Genomic DNA, 22,649 nt, shown 5'->3' on the forward strand with positions numbered 1-22,649 from the left:
GGAGTTTGGCATGAAAGGCACACACGAGTATGCGGGTGATTCCCGCAATGAGCACATTCTTATCGAGATCAACGGCGAACATGTGCCTCGCGCTGAAGCGCGGATTTCAGTGTTTGATTCAGGCTTTATTCTGGGGGACGGGGTCTGGGAAGGACTGCGGGTGGAGGGCAATACCGTGCTGTTCCTGGAGCGACATCTCGAACGCCTGTTTGAAGGCATGAAGACACTGGATTTCCAGCCCGACTTCAGCAAAGAGCAAGTGGCGGCACGTCTGTATGCCCTGCTGGCAGCCAACAACATGAACGATGGCGTACACATCCGGATGATGGTGTCCCGCGGAGTGAAGTCTACACCCTACCAGGATCCGCGAATGACGGTTACCCCGCCCACCGTGGTGATCATACCCGAATACAAGGAAGCGCTGCCGAGCACCGTCGAACAGGGTGTCCGGTTGTATACCGTCTACGTACGCCGGGGTTATAGCGATGTCCAGGACCCGGCCCTGAACACGCATTCCAAGCTCAACTGCATCGGCGCCTGCATCCAGGCCAGCAAAGCCGGTGCCGATGAAGCCCTGATGCTGGACCCCCACGGATTCGTAGCCACCTGCAACTCAACCCACTTTTTCATCGTTCGCCGCGGTGAGTTGTGGACCTCTACCGGAGACTATTGCCTGGACGGTATCACCCGCGGCAAAGTACTTGAAATGGGTCGGGAACTGGGCCTTGTAGTGCGCGAGAAAAACTTCACCCTGACCGATGTCTACAACGCAGAAGAAGCCTTCGTTACCGGCACCTTCGCCGGCCTGGTACCGGTGACCGAAGTCGACGGGCGCAGCATTGGCGAGCCCGGAGCCGATCGCACCCTAATTAAACGCCTGCAAGCCCAATACCGCGATACCGTAACGCGCTACATCAACGGCCCCGGGGCCACTCACCCGCGGGGCTGAAACGATGAGCATTGTGCGTATTGCAATGTGGTCCGGACCTCGCAACATCAGCACCGCGCTGATGCGGGCTTTTGAGAACCGTGCAGATTGCGCGGTAGTGGACGAACCTTTCTACGGCTACTACCTGCAAGCAACCGGCCTGGAACACCCGGCCGGCGACGCCGTCATGGCGAGCATGAGTTGCGACTGGCGCACCGTGGCCCGGCAATTGTGCGAGGAACTACCCGCCACCGCGAACCCCGCAAGCTGCCGGGTGTTCTACCAGAAACACATGACCCAGCATATTCTGCCGGACATGACGATGAACTGGACCGATGCCCTCAGTAACTGCTTTTTGATTCGCGAACCACGGCGGATTATCGCCTCCTACGCCCGGGTGCGGCCGCAGTTCGCCATCGAAGAACTGGGTTTTCCCCAACAATGGGATCTGTTCCAGAGAGTGGCGGACCGGCTCGGACAAGCACCGCCGGTGATCGACTCGGCACAGGCACTGCGCGCGCCGGAACAAATCCTGCGCGCACTGTGCGCACGCCTGGAAATCCCCTTCAGCGAGCGCATGCTGCACTGGCCGGCCGGCCCCCGCGACAGCGACGGTGTCTGGGCACCCCACTGGTACGCAGCAGTAGAAAGCTCCACCGGCTTCCAGCCAGTCAACGAAGCACCCCTGGCCGACATTGCCGTACCTCCCGAGTACGAAGCAATGTGCGCCCGGGCCGAAGACATCTACGCCCGCCTCCACCAGTACGCCATAAGCGCCTGATTACGACCCCACCAGCACGCAGCGGCGAGCCACTTTTCGTCAACGCGCACGGGTTCGCCTGTTGCCTGTGCGGGACCGTCGGCGGCCATGGAAGGCCGCCGCCGAGCCTACACGGATGTACTCGTGGCGTGTCCCGCACAGGCAACAGGTGAACCTGCCGGACCTGCCAAAACTAACAGACCTCGCGAGTCACCAATGCAACAATGCGAGACCTGACCCCGTCAGTGCATGACCCCGTCAGTGCAGGGACTTGTCGTTGCGGTGCTCGTGGAAGGCGAACTCGAATACCTCGCGGTAGCTGCGGGCGAAATGCACGGTCAGGCCCTCACGCAGATAGTCCGGCAGCTCCTCGAAGTCACGCCGGTTCGCAAACGGCAGGATCAGCTCAGGAATCTTGATGCGCCGCGCCGCAATGACCTTCTCCCGAATACCCCCCACCGGTAGCACCTGGCCGGTCAGGGTAAGCTCCCCCGTCATCGCCAGGGGGCGCTTGATGCGCTCATTGCGGGCCAGGGAAATGAGCGCGGTCGCCATGGTGACACCGGCACTGGGGCCATCCTTGGGCGTGGCGCCCTCGGGCACATGCAAATGCACCATGCTGGTATCAAAGAAGTCCAGGTCACAGCCATAATCCTTCAAATGCGCGACAACATAGCTGTAGGCGATATCCGCCGACTCCTTCATCGTCTCGCCAAGACGGCCGGTGAGCTTGAAACCACGGTTCAGGGTGTGCACCTGGGACGACTCGATAGCCAGGGTGGCGCCACCCATGGCAGTCCAGGCGAGGCCGGTGGCAACCCCTGCGCCACGCAGGAGTTTCTCGGGATGAAAAATCGGCTTCCCCAGCAGTGTTTCGATGTCCTTTTTGCCGACCCTGATTTTTTTCGCGTCGCTCTCAACCAATTCCAGAACGGCCTTGCGCATGATCCGCGCCAGCTGTTTTTCCAGGTCACGCACACCCGCTTCACGACAATAGCTTTCAATCACATACCTGAGAGCGGCTTCGTTGATCTTGAGCTGGTCATCACGCAGACCGTGGCGCTCGAGCATTTTCGGCCACAGGTGGTTCCTGGCAATCACCAGTTTCTCCTGTGCCACATAGCCCGACAGGCGCAGTACCTCCATGCGGTCCAGCAGTGGACCCGGAATGGTATCCAACTGGTTCGCGGTACAGACAAACAATACCTTGGACAGGTCCAGGCGCAAATCCAGGTAGTGGTCCAGGAACTCGCTATTCTGTTCCGGGTCCAGCACCTCCAGTAGTGCCGAAGCGGGGTCGCCCTGGAACGAGGCGCCGATCTTGTCGATCTCATCGAGCATGATGACCGGATTGGAAACGCCCACATCCTTGAGGGCCTGGACAAACTTACCGGGCATGGCCCCGATATAAGTGCGCCGATGGCCCTTTATTTCCGCCTCATCGCGCATACCGCCCAGGCTGAAACGATAGAACTTCCGCCCCAGGGCATCCGCCACCGAACGCCCGATACTGGTTTTACCGACCCCCGGGGGGCCTACCAGCAACAATATGGAACCGGAGATTTCACCCTTGAACGCGCCGACGGCAAGAAACTCGAGAATGCGTTTCTTCACATCATCAAGACCGTCGTGATGCTCATTGAGCACCGTACGGGCGTGCTTCAGATCCAGGTGATCGGTCGAGGTAATACCCCACGGCACCTGTGTCGCCCAATCGAGATAATTGCGGGTAACACCGTATTCCGGGGACCCGGTCTCAAGCACCGACAGCTTTTGCAGCTCATCATCAATGCGTTTGGTCACTGCCTCCGTGGGTTCCAGGGCGTCGAGACGCTCCTCAAACAACTCGACATCCGTGCTGCGATCATCCTTGGAGATTCCCAGCTCCTTCTGGATCACCTTGAGCTGCTCGCGCAGGAAAAACGTGCGTTGTTGCGCGGACACCTTTTCGTTCACCTGGCTGGTGATCTGGCCCTGCAACTCCGCCAGTTCGCGCTCGCGTCGCAACAGCACCAGCACCTTGTCCATCCGTGCCACCAGCGGCAGGGTAGAGAGCACTTCCTGCAACTTGTCACCACCGGCAGTGGTCAGGGCAGCGGAAAAATCCGCCAGCTTACCGGGTTCACTGATACTGAAATTGGCCAGGTATTGCTTGAGCTCTTCGCTGTACAGCGGACTCAAAGGCAGCAGTTCCTTGATTTCCTTGATCACGGCCATGGCGTAGGCCTTGACCTCATCGCTGTCGCGGTCACCGCGGCTGCGGGGATATTCTACCTGCGCCCGATAGGGAGGCGCGTCGCTGAGCCAGCGCACGATACGAAACCGCTTGATGCCCTGGGCCAGGAAATGTCCGGCACCGTCCTGGGATGAGGACGGCCGATGCAGGCGAACCACGCAACCGATTTCCGGAAACTCCCCAATAGCCGTACTGTCGGGCTCGTGGGGTTCGACGTAAATCAACCCGACCAAACCATGACCGGCTTTGGCCACTGCCTTCAGCGTGGCTCCCCACTCCTGCGGGTTAATGGCCACCGGCTGCACCTGGCCAGGAAAAAAAGGTCGATGGGGGATTGGTACCAGGTGTAATGTTTCCGGTAATACATCGTCCGCAAGTGCGGGCGAGTGCTGCTCGTAGTCTTCCGGCATCAGATCTGGCTCCTGTTGGTAATCGGCATCATTCATGGCTGTACATACCTGTCTCGGGTAATTACCTCGATCTCACCGATATGGGCCCGGCAAGCGGTATTTCAAGCGACCACAGCCGCCGGGCATTTCTACTGTCGCGGCCCAGGGGCTATACTTCCGTACCTACTACCATAGCAAAGCGTTCACCCATGGACGCCGAAGAGGACTAAATGGTGCACATAGAGCAGGCCTCCGAGCCTCAACTACGCGAGCAGCTGGCAGATTTGCTGGATCGCTACGATCAACTCGCGGCCGGCAAACTGGCGCTGGATCTTACCCGGGGCAAGCCGGGCGCGGCCCAGGTGGCACTCTCGGATGCTCTCGATGGCATTCTGGAGGGCGACTATCGCGCCGCCGACGGTACTGACGTACGCAACTATGGCGGTCTCGACGGGCTCGCGGAGGCCAGGATCCTGTTCGGCAATGTTCTGGGTACTCTGCCAGAGGAAACGCTGGTGGGTGGCAATAGCAGCCTCACATTGATGTACCAGGTGATCGATTTTGCCCTCACCGAGGGCCTGCGTGGCCCGGAATCCGCATGGGCCCGCCGCGAGCCGGTGAAGTTCCTGTGCCCGGTACCCGGTTATGACCGCCACTTCTCCATCTGTGAATACCTGGGCATTGAAATGCTGCCGGTGCGGATGCTTGAGACAGGACCGGACATGGACCAGGTCGAGGGCCTGGTGGCGGCGGATCCGGCGATCAAGGGTATCTGGTGTGTACCGCGGTTCTCCAACCCCAGCGGCTGTGTCTACAGTGACAACACCGTGGAGCGGATGGCCAGGCTGCCAAAACTGGCGTCGCCTGAATTTGTGGTTATGTGGGATAACGCCTACGCCATACACAGCCTCTATGACGACGCACCCGAACTCGCCTCCATCGGCAAATGGGCGCGCCAGTTCGACACCATGGACGGTATTTTCCAGTTCGGCTCTACCTCAAAGGTCACCTTTGCCGGTGCCGGGGTGGCATTCATGGGCAGCAGTGAGCGCAACCTGTCCACCTTCAAGGCGCACCTGGCCTTCCAGACCATCGGCCCTGACAAGGTGAACCAGCTGCGTCACGTTCGCTTTCTCAGGGACGCGGAAACCCTGGCCGCGCATATGGCCAAGCACGCGGCACACATACGTCCGCGCTTCGATTGCGTACTGGATATCCTTGACCGGGAACTGGAAGGTACCGGCATGGCCAGCTGGACCCAACCTCGCGGCGGCTATTTCATCTCCGTCGATGCACTGCCGGGGCTTGCCAGCGAGATTATCAGCCTGGCCGACAAAATCGGCGTCAAGCTCACCCCAGCCGGCGCGACCTTTCCCTACGGCAAGGATCCGGAGGATCGCAATATAAGGCTGTCACCCACTTTCCCGTCGCTGGAAGACCTGCAGACCAGCATCGACGCCTTCGCGCTGTGTGTGAAGATTGCCAGCATTCGCCAGCGACTGGGCCGGTAAGCCGAAAGAAAGGGCGCGACGACGTCAGTCGTCGTTGCCCTGCTGGGGATGCATTCCGGGCATGGGAAAATTGGCGACGTTGCTGCGGGAGCCGGGGGTCACTTCGGAAATCTTGCCGGCACCTTCCTTATCCACTTCGTCAATGCGGATAATGGACTGCAGGGGAATGTAGCTGCGCTTGACACCACTGAACTCGTTTTTCAGCTTTTCTTCGGCCGGATCCACCAGGATTTGCGAGCGCTCACCGAAAATCAGTTCCTCGATCTCGATAAAGCCCCACATGTCGCTCTGGTATATCTGGCGCGCAAAGACCTCGAACACCTGGTTCGCGTTGTGGAAAATCACCTTGTAGACAGGTTGGCTGGCCATTGACTCCTCATGTGGCATGCCGGGCGCCCGGGGGCTATGGCATCAGTAGACTGCTTGGGGCGGCAATGGTACCACCCTGCGGCCAGAATTCCAGCGCGATACCAGGAGTCTGTCAGACTTAAGCGGTCGCAGCGAGGGAAAGTCCCGCAGACTCCTAGGTTTCAGCGAGCCAAATCTGTATAATCTGCAGCCCTTTGCCAGTAACCCCGCTAAACGGTGCGTGTAACGCATCAATGAGGACCGGTGAGCAAGAAGCTTTACATCAAGACCCACGGTTGCCAGATGAACGAGTACGATTCCGCGCGCATGCGGGATCTGTTGCAGGAAAGCCATGGCCTGGTGGCCACTGACAATCCCGAGGACGCCGATGTCCTGCTGCTGAACACCTGTTCCATACGGGAAAAAGCCCAGGAGAAAGTCTTTCACCAACTGGGTCGCTGGAAACAGCTCAAGCAGAAGAACCCTAACCTCGTCATTGGGGTCGGCGGCTGCGTGGCCAGCCAGGAAGGCGCTGAAATCGGCAAGCGGGCATCCTATGTCGACCTGGTCTTCGGGCCCCAGACCCTGCACCGGTTACCGGAAATGATCAATCAGCGGGGAGCCGGCGGTACCCTGGTGGTGGATATCAGTTTTCCCGAAATCGAAAAATTCGATCGCCTGCCGGAGCCCAGTGTTGACGGCCCCAGCGCCTTCGTCTCCGTCATGGAGGGCTGCAGCAAATACTGCACCTTCTGCGTGGTGCCCTACACCCGCGGCGAGGAAGTATCACGCCCGGTGGATGATGTAGTCGCCGAGGTGGCCCACCTTGCCGCCGCGGGCGTGCGCGAAGTAAACCTGCTGGGACAAAACGTTAACGCCTATCGCGGTGAAAACCACCTCGGCGACATCATTGATTTTGCGGAACTGCTGCATCTGGTGGCGCGGGTGCCCGGTATTGACCGCATCCGCTATACCACGTCCCACCCGGTGGAATTCAGCGATGCGCTGATACAGGCCTATGCCGACATCCCCGAACTGGTCGATCACCTGCACTTGCCGGTACAGAGTGGCTCGGACCGAATCCTGATGGCGATGAAGCGCGGTCACACTGCGCTGGAATATAAATCCAGGATTCGCCAGCTGCGCAAGATACGCCCCGACATCAGCATTTCCTCGGATTTCATTATTGGCTTCCCGGGTGAAACCGACAATGACTTTGCTGCCACCATGAAGCTGATAGACGATATCGGCTTTGATACCTCGTTCAGCTTTATTTACAGCGCCCGCCCCGGGACGCCAGCGGCCGAACTGCCGGACACTACCGACGAAGACACCAAAAAGCAGCGCCTGCAGATACTGCAGGGACGCATTCTGCAGCAGGCACAGGCGATCAGCCGACGTATGGTCGGCAGCACCCAAACCGTACTGGTAACCGGTGTTTCCAAAAAAGATCCGGGCGAGTTACAGGGCCGTACTGAGAATAACCGGGTGGTCAATTTCAGCTGCGGCGATAACAGCCTGATCGGCCAGTTCCTGGATGTGGACATCCTGGACGCCCTGCCAAACTCGCTGCGCGGGGTGATTAGCTCCGCTCGCGCCGCCGGCGCGGTTGACTAGACCAGAATCCGGTATATCCTTTAACCATGACATGCCCCTGCGGACAGAGAGCGATTTGAACATCGAACCTGCGACCCAACCATCAGTACAGACAAGCTTCACCCTGGAACCGAATGACGCGCGCCATCTGGCCATGCTTTGTGGCCAGCTGGACAGTCATTTGCGGCAGATAGAGAGCCGGCTTGGCATTACCATCAACGCCCGTGGCAACCAGTTCCTGTTAACCGGCCCCACCGTTAACGTGACCGCCGGTCGCGAGCTGCTGACCCACCTCTATGCGGAGATTTGCCAGGGGGTGGGCCTGAGCCCCGAATCCCTGCATCTGCAGTTACAGCATGCAGGGCTGGAAAACCTGGCAGAGACGGCGGCTGCGCCACCAACGGTGGAGCCCATCCAGGTGATTCGCACCAAGCGGGTCTCCATCAAGCCCCGGGGCAAGAACCAGCAGAGTTATGTGCGCACGATCAAGCACTGCGACATCAACTTTGGGATCGGCCCTGCCGGTACCGGCAAGACCTTTCTGGCGGTTGCCTGTGCCGTTGAGGCACTGCTGGAAGAACGGGTGAAACGTATACTGCTGGTGCGCCCTGCGGTGGAAGCCGGAGAAAAACTGGGCTTCCTGCCCGGCGACCTGAGCCAGAAGATTGACCCTTACCTGCGGCCCCTCTACGACGCCCTGTATGAAATGCTGGGCTTTGAAACGGTCAATAAATACATAGAGCGCAATATTATCGAGGTAGCTCCGCTGGCCTTCATGCGCGGACGCACCCTGAACAACTCCTTCATCATTCTTGATGAAGCGCAGAACACCACCCGCGAACAGATGAAAATGTTCCTGACCCGTATAGGGTTCGGTTCCACTGCGGTGGTCACCGGTGACGCCACCCAGGTCGACCTGCCCCGGGGCACACCCTCGGGACTCGCCCATGCCGGCAATATCCTCGCCGACGTCGAGGGCATCGGCTTTACCTGGTTCGGCAGCAAGGATGTGGTTCGCCACCCGATAGTGCAGCGCATCGTCGAGGCCTATGATGCCTATGAAGAAAAAACGGTTCCCCTCGACAAGAGCAAGCCATGAATGCCCACGTGGACATCCAGAACGCGAGCAGTGAACCCGTTCCCGAGGAACCCGACTTATGTCGCTGGATAAACGCGGCCCTCGCCCACAGCCAGGTCAGTGATACGGCCGAGCTGTGCCTGCGACTGGTTGATGAAGAAGAAATGACCGCACTCAATTCCGGTTATCGTGGCAAAGCCGGTGCCACCAATGTGCTGTCATTCCCGGCGGACCTGCCTCCGGAACTGGATCTGCCCCTGCTTGGCGACATTGTCATATGCGCCCCGGTGGTGGCCCGGGAAGCAATCGCCCAGGGCAAGCCCCCGGCCGCGCACTGGGCCCATATGGTGGTGCACGGCTGCCTGCATTTGCTTGGCTACGACCACATCGACGAAGACGATGCCGCCGTGATGGAAGTCCTCGAGACCACCATCCTGGCACAGCTCGGCCTGCCCTGCCCCTATACCGACTACAATCACCACCCCGACAAGGAGCCTGTCGCGCAATGAGCGAAGACCGATATGGCAGTGAGCCGGGAGACCGTTCCTGGCTCGCGAAAATTGCCCTGATGTTCTCTTCCGAACCCCACAGCCGCACAGATCTTGAAGACGTGCTCGCCATTGCTGCCGAAAATGAAGTGATCGACCAGGATGCCAGAAGTATCATGGAAGGCGCCATGAAGGTCAGCGACATGCAGGCCCGCGATATCATGATCCCGCGGGCACAGATGGTGGTTATCAAGGCGGAGGCCACGCTGGAGGAAATTCTTCCACAGATTATCCGCTCCGCCCACTCCCGCTACCCGGTGGTAGGTGAAAGTCCCGATAATATCCAGGGTATCCTGCTGGCCAAGGACCTGCTGCCGGAGATCCTCAACAAGGATCACAGTGACTTCAGCATGCAGAGCCTGCTGCGGCCAACCGTGGTGGTACCCGAGAGCAAGCGACTCAACGTGCTGTTGCGGGAATTTCGCGAAAACCGCAATCATATGGCCATTGTTATCGACGAGTACGGCGGCGTGGCCGGACTGGTCACCATTGAAGACGTACTGGAAGAGATTGTCGGGGATATCGAAGACGAAACCGATGTCGACGAAGATCACTTTATCCGCAAGATCAGCGATGAAGATTACTTCGTCAAGGCGCTGACACCGATTGAAGATTTCAATGATTATTTCAAAACCGGTTTTAGCGACGAAGAATTCGACACCATTGGTGGGCTCGTCATCCAGGCCTTCGGGCACATGCCGGCACGCAATGATACTACAACTATCGACGCCTTCGAGTTCAAGATAATCAATGCCGACCAGCGCAAGATCCACAGCTTGCGCGTACGCCCGCTGGGGCGCTGATACCCGTGACTGAACGCTTGGGCCTGCACCCGCTTTGGGTGCTGCTGCTGATGCCGTTGGCCGGGGCCCTGGTCACCCTGTCGCTGGCACCCTTTGATTTCTGGCCTGCCGGCATACTCAGCTGCGCACTCTACTGTTATTTGCTGAGCACCTGTGATTCCGGCCAGGCTCTGCGCCGCGGCTGGCTGTTCGGTCTCGGGCTGTTTGGCTCCGGAGCGTCGTGGGTCTATGTCAGCATCCACGTTTACGGCTATGCCAGTGTGCCGCTGGCCGCGTTGCTTACGGTGCTGTTTTGCGCCGGGCTGGCCCTGCTCCACGCCCTGTTCGCCTGGTGTTATGTGCGCTTTGTACGGCCTCTACCGGGAGGGATGTTGCTGGGTTTCGCCGCCCTCTGGGTGTTGTTTGAATGGTTGCGCAGCTCGCTGTTGACCGGCTTTCCCTGGCTCTACCTCGGCTACGCCCACCTCGATACCTGGCTGGCCGGCTGGGCGCCGGTCCTGGGTGTTTACGGCCTGTCGTTCATTACTGCACTGACCGGCAGCTGCCTGTTTCTGGCCTGGCGTCGCCGTCAGTGGGCGGCCCTGGCGGTCTATACCAGCCTGGTGCTCACCCTGTGGGTCGGGGGCGCTGCGCTGCGACAGGTGGAATGGGTGGTTCCCGCCGCGCAACAACCACTGACAGTCGCCCTTTACCAGCCCAACATACCCCAGCAGCTGAAATGGCAGCGTGCTTATTATCCCGCCATTCTGGGCCAGTTTGACCAGGCTCTGGACGACATGTACGGCTATGACATTGTGCTGTGGCCGGAATCGGCGTTACCGCGCTTTTACCAGCAGGCCAGGGATTATCTCGACCCGGTGGCCACGCGTATGCAGCAGGAGGGGTCGACCCTGATCACCGGCATACCGTTTCGTGAACCGGGTAATGGCTCTGACTATTTCAACAGTATTATCGCCCTCGGCACCGGTGAGGGTGTCTACCACAAGCAGCACCTGGTGCCTTTTGGTGAATATGTGCCCCTGGAAGACTGGCTGCGGGGCCTGATCGACTTTTTTGACCTGCCCATGTCCGGCTTTACCGCCGGGCCCGAAGGCCAGGCCATGCTGCGCGCCGGTGATTTCCGGGTGGCGCCATTCATCTGTTATGAAGTGGTGTACCCCGAACTGGTTGCCCGAGCCGCACAGCGTGCCGACCTGCTGGTCACCATCAGCAATGACAGCTGGTTCGGGGCCTCCATCGGCCCGCTGCAACACTTGCAGATGGCGCAGATGCGGGCACTGGAAACCGGCCGCTACATGCTTCGCGGCACCAATAACGGCGTTTCCGCCATTATCGACCACCGCGGTCGCATCCTGGTTCGCAGCGCTCAGTTCGAGGAGGCCATCATTACCGGCGAGGCAGAGGTGATGCTCGGCAGTACTCCTGCCGCCGGTTTTGGGACCAAGCCGGTATTCGCCGGCTGTATCCTGCTGCTGCTGTTGATGCTGGTGATGCGCCATACGCTCTGGCGCGAACAGAAGTAACCCTACCGCCCTTCGCCGCCTGCGGCGATTGCTGGTAGAATCCCCGCCTTACCGACTCGCCAGTGCCGCCCTGAACCCATCATGGCCGGCACTCCACCACATGCCCGACAGGATGAGACTCCGCAGCCGATGGACCAGCACTATCACCCACAAACCCTTGAGCAGGCCGCCCAGGCACACTGGCAGCAGCACAACAGCTTCGCCGTAGAAAAGGATGACAGTCGCGACAAGTTCTATTGTCTCGCCATGTTCCCCTACCCCAGCGGCAAATTACACATGGGCCACGTGCGCAACTACACCATCACCGACGTGATCTCACGTTACCAGCGCATGCTGGGCAAGAACGTGCTGCACCCCATGGGCTGGGACGCCTTCGGCCTGCCCGCGGAAAACGCCGCCGTCCAGAACAAGAGTGCGCCGGCCAGGTGGACCTACGAAAATATCGCCTACATGAAAGGCCAGCTGCAAAGCCTCGGCTTTGGTTTTGACTGGTCGCGGGAGCTGGCCACCTGCCAGCCTTCCTATTACCGCTGGGAGCAGTGGTTTTTTACCCGTCTGTATGAAAAAGGACTGGTCTACAAAAAAATGGCTACCGTCAACTGGGACCCCGTAGACCAGACGGTCCTGGCCAACGAGCAGGTGATTGATGGCCGCGGCTGGCGCTCCGGTGCGCTGGTGGAGCGGCGCGAAATCCCCCAGTGGTTCATAAAGATTACCGCCTACGCCGAAGAACTGCTCGCCGACCTCGACCAGCTGCCACACTGGCCCGAGCAGGTGCGCACCATGCAGCGCAACTGGATCGGCAAGAGCCGGGGCGTGGAAGTTCGCTTTGCGCTGGCCGACCACATCGCCGGCAACGACCACATTGAGGTCTATACCACACGCCCGGATACCCTGATGGGCGTGACCTACATGTGCCTGGCCGCGGAACATCCCATCACCCGGGCGCTGGCGACCGGCAATCCGGAACTGCAGGCGTTCATCGAATCCTGCAAGACCCAGTCCTCCGCCGAGGCGGACATGGCAACCATGGAAAAGAAAGGCCTGGATACCGGCCTGAAGGCGCTCAATCCGCTCACCGGTGAGGAAGTGCCTGTGTGGGTGGCCAACTACGTGCTGATGGAATACGGGTCCGGCGCGATCATGGCGGTGCCCGGTCACGACCAGCGCGACTGGGAATTCGCCCGCAAGTACCAGTTGCCCATCCGCCAGGTTGTCGCCGTGGAGAGCGAGGAACCCGCGGACATCAACGAGGCAGCGATCACCGGCAAGGGTACCCTGGTCAACTCCGGCAGCTTCGACGGGTTGACCTCCGATGCCGCTTTCACCGCCATTGCAGAACAATTGCAGGCCGAGGGCAATGGCCGTGTTACCACCAACTATCGGCTGCGCGACTGGGGTGTGTCGCGCCAGCGCTACTGGGGTGCACCGATTCCCATGTTCAACCTGCCCGGGGGCGGCGAAATTCCGGTGCCGGCACACAAACTGCCTGTCATCCTGCCCGAGGATGTACAGATGGATGGCGTGATATCGCCGCTCAAGGCGGATCCCGACTGGCGCCGGGATGAACTGGATGGCCAGCCGGTGGAGCGGGAAACCGATACCTTCGACACATTCATGGAATCCAGCTGGTACTACGCCCGCTATACCTGTCCCGACTTTGACGAGGGCATGCTGGACCCTGAGCGCGCCAACTACTGGCTGCCGGTGGACCAGTATGTAGGCGGCATTGAACACGCCATCCTGCACCTGCTCTATGCCCGTTTTTTCCACAAGCTGATGCGCGATGAGGGCCTGGTCAACAGCAGCGAGCCTTTCGAGAGCCTGTTGTGCCAGGGCATGGTGCTGGCGGAATCGTTCTATCGCGAAGGCGAGAGCGGCCACAAGCACTGGATTGCGCCCACCGAAGTCGATGTTGAACGCGATGAACGCGGACGGATCATACGCGCAGTGGAACGCAGCACCGGCGAGGAAGTGGTTTCCGGCGGGGTCACCAAGATGTCCAAGTCGAAGAATAACGGCATCGACCCCCATGCCACGGTAACGACATACGGCGCCGATACCGTGCGCCTGTTCACCATGTTTGCCGCACCACCGGAACAGACTCTGGAGTGGCACGAGGCCGGTGTCGAGGGCGCCAGTCGCTTCCTGCGTAAGCTCTGGAAGGCCGTTCACAGCCATCTGGAAGCCGGCGAGCCTGCCGTCGTCCTGGAACAGGACTCCCTGGATGAAGAGCAGCGCCAATTGCGACGCAAAACCCACGAGACTATTGCCAAGGTCAGCGATGACTTCGGCCGCAGGCAGACCTTCAACACCGCCATTGCCGCGATCATGGAGCTGAGCAATGATGTCGCCCGGCTAAGCCAGGCTGATGCCGCCGGCCGGGCGGTGGTGCGCGAAGCCCTGCTGGCCGTGATCCGGATGCTGAGCCCGATCGTGCCCCACATCTGCCATCACCTGTGGCCACTATTGGGTGGCCGCGGTGAATTGCTGGATACCGCCTGGCCGCAAGTAGATAGCGCGGCCCTGGTGAGAGACACCATTGATATGGCCGTACAGGTTAATGGCAAGGTGCGCGCGCAAATCTCGGTAGCGGTTGACGCCGACAAGCCGGCCATTGAAGCGCTGGCCCTGGCACAGGACAATGTGCAGCGCTTCCTCGAGGGCGTCACCCTGCGCAAGGTGATTGTGGTGCCGGGTAAACTGGTTAATATAGTGGCCAACTGATGATCTGGAGAGACCGGATGTTACGCTCTGTTACCACCCTGCTGCTGGCGCTGGCCTTGCCGGCCATGCTGAGCGCCTGTGGCTTCCACCTGCGGGGCGCCGCCAGTGCCACCGGCCTGCCGGAAGGCTGGCGCCAGTTGTACCTGGCAACCGGCAACCCCAACAGCGAATTCAGCCGCGACCTGCAATCACGATTTTCCGCCAATGGCATTGAGTGGGTCGAGCGAAGCGAGGCCGCATACATCCTCGTACTGGGTCCGGAGCGCTTTAGCCAGCGCAACCTGTCCATCAACAGCCAGGCGCGGGCGGCTGAATTCGAGCTGACCATGCAGGCGCAGTTTGCGGTACGCGACAAGGAGGGCAACTATGTGATTGAACCCGCGGACGCCGTGGTGGTCAAGCAAATGGAAAACGACCCTCGCAACGTGGTGGGCAAGGCGGAGGAAATCCGCCTTATCCAGAACGAAATGCGCGAGGAACTGTCCCGGCAAATTCTGCGCCGGATCGGTTTTCACGCCGCGGCACAGTAATGCAACTCAAGCCCGAGCAACTGCGCCAGCATTTGCAACAGCAGTGCCTGCCAGTCTATCTTTTGCACGGCGAGGAAACCCTGCTGGTGCAGGAGTGTGCCGACCAGATCCGCGCCGCGGCCCGGCGTACGGGCTGTAGCGAGCGGGAAATCATCGACACCTCACCCAAGGATTTCAGCTGGCAGGCATTGCTCAACTGCGCGGCGGAGATGTCCCTGTTTGGCGACCGCAGGTTGATTGAATTGCATCTGCCTGGCGGCAAGCCCGGTGCCGAGGGTAGCAAGGCGCTGTGTGAGTATGTGGCGCGGGCCAGCGGTGATGATGTGCTGCTGGTAATCAGCGGCAAGATCGATAAACAATCCCAGTCCAGCAAATGGTACAAAACCCTGGATCAGGCGGGTGCCACCCTGCAGATCTGGCCGGTCAAGGCACAGGAGTTGCCCCGCTGGTTGCGTCGGCGGCTGGAAGCTGCCGGGCTGGGCATTGACGACGATGCCCTGGAGTTGCTCTCCGAGCGTCTGGAAGGCAACTTGCTGGCCGCCGTACAGGAAGTCGAAAAGCTCAAGCTGCTGGCCAGTGACCAGCGAGTCACTATTGATACTGTCACCATGGCCGTGCTGGACAACGCCCGCTATAACCTGTTTGATATGGTCGATACCGCACTACGTGGCGATGCCGCCACCAGTCTGCGCATGGTGCACGGCCTGCGCGCCGAGGGTACCGAGCTGATTCCGCTGCTATGGGGGGTTACCCGCGAGCTGCGCAGCCTGTACGCCATGCAAGTGGACTGCGAGGCCGGGCAGCCCGCGGCAAGAGTGCTCAGTGCGCACCGCGTGTGGTCCAGCAGAACGGCGCTGGTACAGGCGGCGCTGAAGCGCCACAGCAGTCAGTCCCTGGGCGAGCTGCTGCAACTTGCGCTGGAGGTGGATGGCTGCCTCAAGGGCTATGCCCGGGGAGACCCCTGGGACAGGCTGGATCGGCTGCTGTTTAGTCTGGCGGCCTGAACAGGGAGTACGACCTCATGCACCTATGTCGCTACGCACTGGCTGCTCTGATTTTAACTCATATCGTGGCTTGTGGCGGCGCTGGTGGCGATACCGCGGACGGCTTTCCGGAGGTGCCACAGCAACCCCAGGAAGAAGAGCCCGAGCTGGGCATCCCGCAGGAGCCGCCGCTGGAGGAGCCGGAATCACCCCAGGAAGAACCATCACCCGCCGGGGCAGGCCCCTACACCCTGTTTGAAAGCGGGCAGGTACGGCCAATCGCGCGTTCACCGGATGGCCAGCGCCTGTTTGTGGTCAACACCACGGACAATCACCTGGAGCTGTTTGATATCAGCGACGGGGGCCTCACCCCCACGGGCAGTGTTGCCGTAGGCCTCGAGCCGGTGGCGGTTGCTGCGCTGTCCAATGAGGAAGTATGGGTTGTCAATCACCTCTCCGACAGTGTCAGTATCGTGCGCCTGGAGGGAGCGGCGCCAAGGGTCGTGCGCACCCTGCTGACCGGTGACGAGCCCAGGGATATCGTATTCGCCGGCGACTCCCGTGGCCGGGCCTTTATCAGCGCCGCGTTCCGCGGCCAGAACCATCCGCGCTTTAAACCGGCAGACCTGAAAACACCGGGACTGGGCCGGGCCGATGTCTGGGTATTTGATGTCGCTGATACCGGCGCGGCAGCGGGAGGCGAACCCATCACCATTATCAACCTGTTTGCCGACAGTGCCCGCGGGCTGGCGGCCAGCGCTGACGGCAGCCGGGTGTATGCAGCGGCATTCATGTCAGGCAACCAGACTACCACCTTGCTCAATGAGTCCGCTGTTGCCGATGCCAAGCCACTTCCCACCAGCAATCACGAGGGTGTCCGGCAGCCGGACACGGGCCTGATTGTCGGCTACGATGGGGAACATTGGGTGGATGAAACCGGCCGCGACTGGTCGGCAAAAGTACACTTCAACCTGCCGGACCGGGACCTGTTTGAGATTGACGCAACCGCGAGCCCGCCACAACTGGTGCGCAGCCACAGCGGCCTTGGCACCATCCTGTTCAATGCCGTCGTCAATCCGGTGACCGGTGCCGTGTATGTCAGCAACACCGATGCGCGCAACCGGGTGCGCTTTGAGGGCCCGGGGGAAAATGCCAGCACGGTACGCGGCCATATCGCCGAAAATCGTATCAGCGTTTTGCTGGGCGATGCTGTCATCGGTAACCACCTGAACCCCCACGTGGACTTTTCGCTACCCGAGGGCGCCGCCATTGCATCCGCAGATAAAGCAAAGAGCCTCGCGCAACCACAGGATATGGTGGTCAGTGCCAACGGTGACACACTCTACGTAGCCGCCTTCGGTTCCAATCGTATTGCGGCCACAGCCACCGCCGCGCTGGAAGCCGGTCAGTATGACCCAGCCGCCACGGTGCATATCCCTGTGCCGGGCGGTGGCCCCAGTGGACTGGTCCTCAGTGCCGATGGAGACACGCTCTACACCGTGTCCCGCTATGCCAATTCGGTCAGCGCCATTGATCTCGTCAACGGCGAAACCCGGATTACCCGTACCCTGTTCAACCCGGAGCCAGCCGCGCTGCAGCGCGGACGACGACTGCTCTATGACGCCGATCTCACCTCCGCCAATGGCACCGCCAGCTGTGGTTCCTGCCACATCTTCGGCGATCTCGACGGCCTGGCCTGGGACCTGGGTAACCCCGATGGCAACAGTATTGCGAATCGTAATGAATTTGTCCCCCTGCGCAGCCCGACCCAGGGTGTATTCCACCCCATGAAAGGCCCCATGACCACCCAGACCCTGCGTGGCATTGCCGACAGCGGCCCCATGCACTGGCGCGGAGATCGCGGCGGCCAGGACCGCGCCCTGGTAAACGGCGAACGGGAAACCCTTGAGGCCGCTGCATTCAAAGAGTTCAACCCTGCGTTCGTGGAACTACTGGGCCGGGAGAGTGAGCTACCGGCCGCCATGTTGCAGGACTTTACCGATTTTTCCCTGGCCATGACGCCGCCTCCCAACGCCATTCGTGCCCTGGACAATAGCCTGAGCGCGGACCAGGCCGAGGGTCGACGGGTTTTTTTCGAGGACAACACCACCGGCGGCGCGCTCACCTGCAACCACTGCCATGTGCTGGATGTGGAGGCGCGCCACTTCGGCACCGCCGGTCTGATGACCAATGAAGGCCCCGGGATTACCGAGGACTTCAAAGTGGTACACCTGCGTAATCTCTACACCAAGGTCGGCATGTTCGGAGCGAGCGTTCCGCGACCGGGCCAGCAAGCGCAATTCATGGGCGACCAGGTGCGCGGCTTCGGTGTGCTTCACGACGGTGGCATCGACACCATCAGTAACTTCCTGGGCAGTAGCGTGTTCGGCTTCACCAGTGACGCCCAGCGCGAGCAAGTGGTGGATTTCATGTTTGCCTTCGATGGTAATCTGGCACCGATTGTAGGCCAGCAGCTCACCGTTGGCGCCGAGCCCTCTGCCGCTGCACTGGCACGCCTGGACTTGCTGGTGACACGTGCCGCAGTCACCAGTCCACGTGAGGAATGCGACCTTATCGCCAAAGGGGTGCTGGATGGCAACGCACGCGGTGCCCTGCGCCTGGCCGACGGCCGCTTCCGGACTGATCGCACGGCAGAAGACAGCGTGAGTCTGGAGCAATTGTTGACTCTCGCCGGCCAGCCAGGACAGGAACTGACTTTCACCTGTGTGCCCCCGGGCGCAGGCCTGCGCATGGCTATTGACCGCAATAACGACGGCATACTGGATGGCGATAACTGAGCTGCAATAGCTCGATTGCGCCAGATCAACGCAACCTGCTTTGTACTGTGGTTGTATAGGGGCAGGATGAAATCAGCAGGGCGATACAGTAGGGGATAACATGACGTTGAGATTCGAATTCGCCGAGGCGTGTGTTGACCACGCTATCGCCACCCTCGGCAAACAGATCAAACTCGGGGCTCCCCTCGGGCTGGGCAAACCGGTGCAGCTGATGAACGCGTTTTTCCAGCGAGCGGTGGATGACCCCTCTCTGGAACTTCACATTTATACCGCCCTGTCATTGGAGAAACCCGCTCCGGCCAGCGACCTTGAGGCGGAGCTTGCCGGCCCGATCATCGCCCGGCTGTTCGGTGATTACGAACCATTGCGCTACCTGGAAGCCCTGCGGGCAGGCACCTTGCCGCGCAACGTACAGGTCAGCGAACTGTATTTCAAGGCTGGCTCAATGAAGGGCGTGGCATCGGCCCAACAAAATTATATCTCCAGCAATTACACCCATATCGGGCGCGACCTGTGCGCGCTCGGCGTAAATGTATTGGTACAGATGGTCGCGGCCAGGGAATCCGGCGAGGGCCAGTCCCTGAGCCTGTCCTGTAATCCGGATGTGGCACTGGATGTGGTTCGGGAGATGCGCGAGACCCGGCCAGGAAGCTTCCTGTGTTTCGCCCAGATACACGATGACCTGCCTTTCATGGAACACGATGCCGAAGTGCCGGTTACGATGTTTGATGGGGTACTGCAAAACCCCGACTATAACCGCTCACTGTTTGCGGTGCCCAATGCGGCCGTGCCGCTAACCGACTACGCCACCGCCCTGCATGTCAGCAGCCTCGTGGTCGACGGCGGCACCCTGCAGATTGGCATCGGTTCGCTGGGCGATGCCGTGGCCCACGCCTGCATCCTGCGTCACCGACACTACGATGCCTGGTGCAGCATGCTGCAGAAACTCACCCGCGGGGACAGCGACTGCGCTGCTGAACCCGGTGTGTTTGAGCAGGGCCTTTACGCATCCACCGAGATGTTTGTGAACGGCATGATGCAGTTGATGGAAGCGGGTGTCATCAAGCGGCAGGTATTCGATAACCTGATGCTGCAACAGGGGCTCAACAGCGGCGCCATTACCACCGCCATTGATGAAACCATGTTCCGCCATCTGCGCAGCTGCGGCCTGCTACCGGCGGCGCTGGACGCCGCTGCAATCAGCGAACTGCGCTATTGGGGTCTACTGCCCGCGGAACTTGAGCTGGCGGGTGAATCCGTGCGAATCGATGGCGAGCTATTGCCCAACGATATGGACGACAGTGCTACCCGGGCCGCACTGGTCAGCGCCACCGCCGGCACCCACCTGCGCAATGGCCGCATACTGCATGGCGGTTTTTTCCTGGGCCCGCGGGATTTCTACCAGAAGCTGCGAGACCTGGATGCCGCCGGCCAGGAAAAAATCTGCATGACCAGCGTGTTGCGCACCAACCAGCTGCTGCAGGATTACCCCCTGTATTGCGCCCAACGCCAACACGCCCGTTTCATCAACACGGGAATGATCGTCAGCCTCAGTGGTGCCGTAGCGTCCGATGCCCTGGAGAATGGCACCGTCATCAGCGGTGTGGGCGGACAGTACAACTTTGTCGCCATGGCCCACGATTTGCCCGGTGCGCGCTCCATACTCTGTATTCGCAGCACCCGGGGCAGCGGCAAGCAACTCAAATCCAATATTGTGCCCTTTTACGGGCACACCACCATTCCCCGCCACCTGCGCGACATTATTGTTACCGAGTACGGCGTTGCGGACCTGCGCGGTCGCAGTGATGCCGAGGTCATCAAACGGTTGATCGCCATTGCGGACAGCCGCTTCCAGGAGGAGCTGGTCACTTTTGCCAAGGACAACGGCAAGCTGCCGGCAGACTACGAAGTTCCGGCCGAGGCGCGGGACAATACGCCCTACCGTATTGCCTCCACGCTCGGCAGGCATATTGCCGACGGCCTGTTACCGAGCTACCCCTTTGGTACGGACCTGACCGCGGAAGAACAGGCCCTGGCCGCCAGCCTGCGCAAGATCAAGGCGCTGAGCAAGGAACCGGCCCAGTTCCTGCGCCAGGCTGTCCGGGCCCTGTTTCATCACGGCGACAAGGAAGCCGCGCGCCCCTATCTTGAGCGCATCCACCTGGTGCACCCGGACAGCAGCAAGGATTTTATTATCCAGCAACTGCTACTTCTGGACCTGGAGGAGCGCGGCCTGCTGAAAGTGGGGTAAGATCACGTCCTGCGTTCCTGTAACCCCCGTTCAACAAGGCTGCTGCGTGTTCGAAGTTATCTCCATTACCTTTGCGTTCTTTTTTGGCCTCGCGGTACGTCAGGTAGGATTGCCACCACTGGTCGGCTTTCTCGCCGCCGGATTTGCCATCAATATCTTTGGCGCGCAACTGGGTCTCCCCACGGAAAGTGGCGAAATCCTGCACCATATCGCCCATCTCGGGGTGTTGATCCTGCTGTTCACGGTGGGACTGAAGCTCAAGCTGAAGCAGCTGGCCCAGCCCCAGGTAGTGGGTGGCGCGCTGCTCCATTTCGCCATCAGTGTGTCCGTCTTTGCGCCGGGCATACGCTATTTTGCCGAGCTTGACTGGAATACCGCATTACTGGTGGCTATCGCGCTGTCCTTTTCCTCCACCGTCCTGGCGGCAAAGTTACTGGAAGCCAAACGCGAGCTTGGAGCTTTTCACGGTCGCACCGCCATCGGCATCCTGATTGTGCAGGACGTTATCGCACTGGTGGTATTGGCCATCTGGAGCGGGCAGACACCCAATATCTGGGCTCTTGCGGTATTCACACTGCCACTGCTGCGCCCGGCAATCTACTGGCTGCTGGACTTTGCCGGCCACGATGAACTGCTGGTGTTGATGGGCATGATGCTGGCGCTGGTGGTTGGCGGCATGGGCTTCGAGGCCATGGGCCTGAGTTCTGAAATCGGCGCCCTGCTGATGGGCGTGCTGCTATCCAACCACCGGCGAGCAGTGGAATTGGCAGAGTCACTGTGGTCACTGCGGGAGATTTTCCTGGTCGGGTTTTTCCTGCAAATCGGCATGTCCGGCCTGCCGGATATGAACGCCCTGGTGTTTGCGCTGGTTGCCGGGGCAATGCTGCCATTGAAGGGCCTGCTGTTTTTCTTCCTGTTAACCGCATTCCACCTGCGGGCACGCACCTCATTCCTGGCCGCGTTAAGCCTTACCGCCTACAGTGAGTTCGGTCTTATCGTCGCCGCCATAGTGCTGCCTGAGTGGCTGGTACCGCTGGCGATCGCGCTATCCGTATCGTTTGTTATCGCCGCCCCGCTCAATCGATTGGCACACCCGCTTTTTGCACGGTGGGAAAACTATTTGCAGCGCTTTGAGCGCAGCACCGTGCACCCGGACGAGCAGCCGCAGAGCCTGGGCGATGCCCGGATCCTGATTTTTGGCATGGGCCGCACCGGCACCGCCGCTTATGAGCATCTGCGCCCCCTGGGCAAGGTTATTGCGGGCCTGGATTCCGATACCTATAAGGCGAGTGCCCATCAGCAGGCCGGGCGCAACGTATTTTTTGCCGACGCCGAGGATTCCAATTTCTGGCGCGGTGTCGACCTGTCAAAAATAGAGGCAGCCATTCTGGCGATGGATGACATTGAGGCAAAGGTGATTGCGGCACGCGGTTTGCGCGCCAGGGGCTTTACCGGTCCCATTGTCTCCCATGCCCTGCACGAGGACCATATTGCCCGCATTACCGAGGCCGGCGCCACCCACACCTACCTCACTATGTACCAGGCGGGAATGGGGCTGGCGGACCGCACCGCCGGTGCGCTGGCGGCTACGCCGCTGCCTGACCCACCGTGACGTCACGGTAAATAAAAACGTCACACCC

Annotated in this window: 16 protein-coding genes; 14 read left to right on the top strand and 2 right to left on the bottom strand. The window is 60.3% G+C overall.

The window, feature by feature from the left end; translation table 11 throughout:
- The first annotated feature begins 10 nt into the window (after window positions 1-10).
- Entirely contained in the window at window positions 11-949 is a 939-nt protein-coding gene (locus tag CWI75_RS00105; protein ID WP_101519443.1) for an aminotransferase class IV, read from the top strand.
- A 4-nt stretch (window positions 950-953) separates the two neighbouring features.
- Window positions 954-1,709 carry a sulfotransferase-like domain-containing protein gene (locus CWI75_RS00110; RefSeq protein WP_101519444.1) on the top strand — a complete coding sequence of 252 codons (756 nt, stop codon included), beginning with the start codon at window positions 954-956 and terminating at the stop codon, window positions 1,707-1,709.
- A 237-nt stretch (window positions 1,710-1,946) separates the two neighbouring features.
- Here the strand turns inward: CWI75_RS00110 and lon are convergent, their stop codons facing one another.
- Window positions 1,947-4,370, bottom strand: a complete 2,424-nt coding sequence (gene lon, locus CWI75_RS00115; protein ID WP_101519445.1) for an endopeptidase La — start codon at window positions 4,368-4,370, stop codon at window positions 1,947-1,949.
- A 176-nt stretch (window positions 4,371-4,546) separates the two neighbouring features.
- Between lon and CWI75_RS00120 the strand changes: the two genes are divergently transcribed.
- The gene (locus tag CWI75_RS00120; RefSeq protein ID WP_241521061.1) at window positions 4,547-5,824 is read left to right on the top strand and encodes an aspartate aminotransferase type Ic; all 1,278 of its coding nucleotides are present in this window, start codon (window positions 4,547-4,549) and stop codon (window positions 5,822-5,824) included.
- A 24-nt stretch (window positions 5,825-5,848) separates the two neighbouring features.
- Here the strand turns inward: CWI75_RS00120 and CWI75_RS00125 are convergent, their stop codons facing one another.
- Window positions 5,849-6,193 (bottom strand): DUF1820 family protein, encoded by a 345-nt coding sequence (locus CWI75_RS00125; protein WP_101519447.1) that lies wholly within the window; start codon window positions 6,191-6,193, stop codon window positions 5,849-5,851.
- Between the two features lie 243 nt (window positions 6,194-6,436).
- On the opposite strand from CWI75_RS00125, the gene miaB reads away from it, so the two are divergent.
- The 11 genes from miaB to CWI75_RS00180 all read left to right on the top strand — a co-directional run bounded on the left by miaB (window position 6,437) and on the right by CWI75_RS00180 (window position 22,621).
- Window positions 6,437-7,789 carry a tRNA (N6-isopentenyl adenosine(37)-C2)-methylthiotransferase MiaB gene (gene miaB, locus CWI75_RS00130; protein ID WP_101519448.1) on the top strand — a complete coding sequence of 451 codons (1,353 nt, stop codon included), beginning with the start codon at window positions 6,437-6,439 and terminating at the stop codon, window positions 7,787-7,789.
- 31 nt (window positions 7,790-7,820) lie between these two features.
- On the top strand, window positions 7,821-8,867 hold the full coding sequence (locus CWI75_RS00135; protein ID WP_101519449.1) for a PhoH family protein: 1,047 nt from the start codon (window positions 7,821-7,823) through the stop codon (window positions 8,865-8,867).
- Window positions 8,864-9,355: an rRNA maturation RNase YbeY gene (gene ybeY, locus CWI75_RS00140; protein WP_101519450.1), complete on the top strand. Its 492-nt coding sequence runs from the start codon at window positions 8,864-8,866 to the stop codon at window positions 9,353-9,355. The genes CWI75_RS00135 and ybeY overlap by 4 nt, the downstream gene beginning before the upstream one ends.
- Entirely contained in the window at window positions 9,352-10,197 is an 846-nt protein-coding gene (locus tag CWI75_RS00145) for an HlyC/CorC family transporter (protein WP_101519451.1), read from the top strand. Before ybeY ends, CWI75_RS00145 begins: the two co-directional genes overlap by 4 nt.
- A 5-nt stretch (window positions 10,198-10,202) precedes the next feature.
- On the top strand, window positions 10,203-11,720 hold the full coding sequence (lnt, locus tag CWI75_RS00150) for an apolipoprotein N-acyltransferase (RefSeq protein WP_241521023.1): 1,518 nt from the start codon (window positions 10,203-10,205) through the stop codon (window positions 11,718-11,720).
- Window positions 11,721-11,849: 129 nt separating this feature from the next.
- Entirely contained in the window at window positions 11,850-14,447 is a 2,598-nt protein-coding gene (leuS, locus tag CWI75_RS00155) for a leucine--tRNA ligase (protein ID WP_101519453.1), read from the top strand.
- A gap of 17 nt (window positions 14,448-14,464) precedes the next feature.
- Window positions 14,465-14,977 carry an LPS-assembly lipoprotein LptE gene (locus tag CWI75_RS00160; protein ID WP_101519454.1) on the top strand — a complete coding sequence of 171 codons (513 nt, stop codon included), beginning with the start codon at window positions 14,465-14,467 and terminating at the stop codon, window positions 14,975-14,977.
- Window positions 14,977-15,981, top strand: coding sequence for a DNA polymerase III subunit delta (gene holA, locus CWI75_RS00165; protein ID WP_101519455.1), 1,005 nt, complete (start codon window positions 14,977-14,979; stop codon window positions 15,979-15,981). The genes CWI75_RS00160 and holA overlap by 1 nt, the downstream gene beginning before the upstream one ends.
- Before the next feature lie 17 nt (window positions 15,982-15,998).
- On the top strand, window positions 15,999-18,758 hold the full coding sequence (locus tag CWI75_RS00170; RefSeq protein ID WP_206604586.1) for a hypothetical protein: 2,760 nt from the start codon (window positions 15,999-16,001) through the stop codon (window positions 18,756-18,758).
- Window positions 18,759-18,858: 100 nt separating this feature from the next.
- On the top strand, window positions 18,859-21,009 hold the full coding sequence (locus tag CWI75_RS00175) for an acetyl-CoA hydrolase/transferase C-terminal domain-containing protein (RefSeq protein WP_101519456.1): 2,151 nt from the start codon (window positions 18,859-18,861) through the stop codon (window positions 21,007-21,009).
- Between the two features lie 46 nt (window positions 21,010-21,055).
- The gene (locus CWI75_RS00180; RefSeq protein WP_101519457.1) at window positions 21,056-22,621 is read left to right on the top strand and encodes a cation:proton antiporter domain-containing protein; all 1,566 of its coding nucleotides are present in this window, start codon (window positions 21,056-21,058) and stop codon (window positions 22,619-22,621) included.
- Window positions 22,622-22,649: the final 28 nt, after the last annotated feature.

It is taken from the genome of Kineobactrum sediminis (genome assembly GCF_002868715.1).
In the GTDB taxonomy this organism is placed as follows: Bacteria; Pseudomonadota; Gammaproteobacteria; order Pseudomonadales; family Halieaceae; genus Kineobactrum; species Kineobactrum sediminis.

Coding starts and splice junctions, on each gene's coding strand:
- leuS (WP_101519453.1), top strand. CDS start 11,850: ATGGACCAGCACTATCACCCACAAACCCTTGAGCAGGCCGCCCAGGCA.
- holA (WP_101519455.1), top strand. CDS start 14,977: ATGCAACTCAAGCCCGAGCAACTGCGCCAGCATTTGCAACAGCAGTGC.
- CWI75_RS00110 (WP_101519444.1), top strand. CDS start 954: ATGAGCATTGTGCGTATTGCAATGTGGTCCGGACCTCGCAACATCAGC.
- CWI75_RS00125 (WP_101519447.1), bottom strand. CDS start 6,193: ATGGCCAGCCAACCTGTCTACAAGGTGATTTTCCACAACGCGAACCAG.
- CWI75_RS00145 (WP_101519451.1), top strand. CDS start 9,352: ATGAGCGAAGACCGATATGGCAGTGAGCCGGGAGACCGTTCCTGGCTC.
- CWI75_RS00105 (WP_101519443.1), top strand. CDS start 11: ATGAAAGGCACACACGAGTATGCGGGTGATTCCCGCAATGAGCACATT.
- CWI75_RS00170 (WP_206604586.1), top strand. CDS start 15,999: ATGCACCTATGTCGCTACGCACTGGCTGCTCTGATTTTAACTCATATC.
- CWI75_RS00160 (WP_101519454.1), top strand. CDS start 14,465: ATGTTACGCTCTGTTACCACCCTGCTGCTGGCGCTGGCCTTGCCGGCC.
- CWI75_RS00135 (WP_101519449.1), top strand. CDS start 7,821: ATGCCCCTGCGGACAGAGAGCGATTTGAACATCGAACCTGCGACCCAA.
- lon (WP_101519445.1), bottom strand. CDS start 4,370: ATGAATGATGCCGATTACCAACAGGAGCCAGATCTGATGCCGGAAGAC.
- CWI75_RS00175 (WP_101519456.1), top strand. CDS start 18,859: ATGACGTTGAGATTCGAATTCGCCGAGGCGTGTGTTGACCACGCTATC.
- ybeY (WP_101519450.1), top strand. CDS start 8,864: ATGAATGCCCACGTGGACATCCAGAACGCGAGCAGTGAACCCGTTCCC.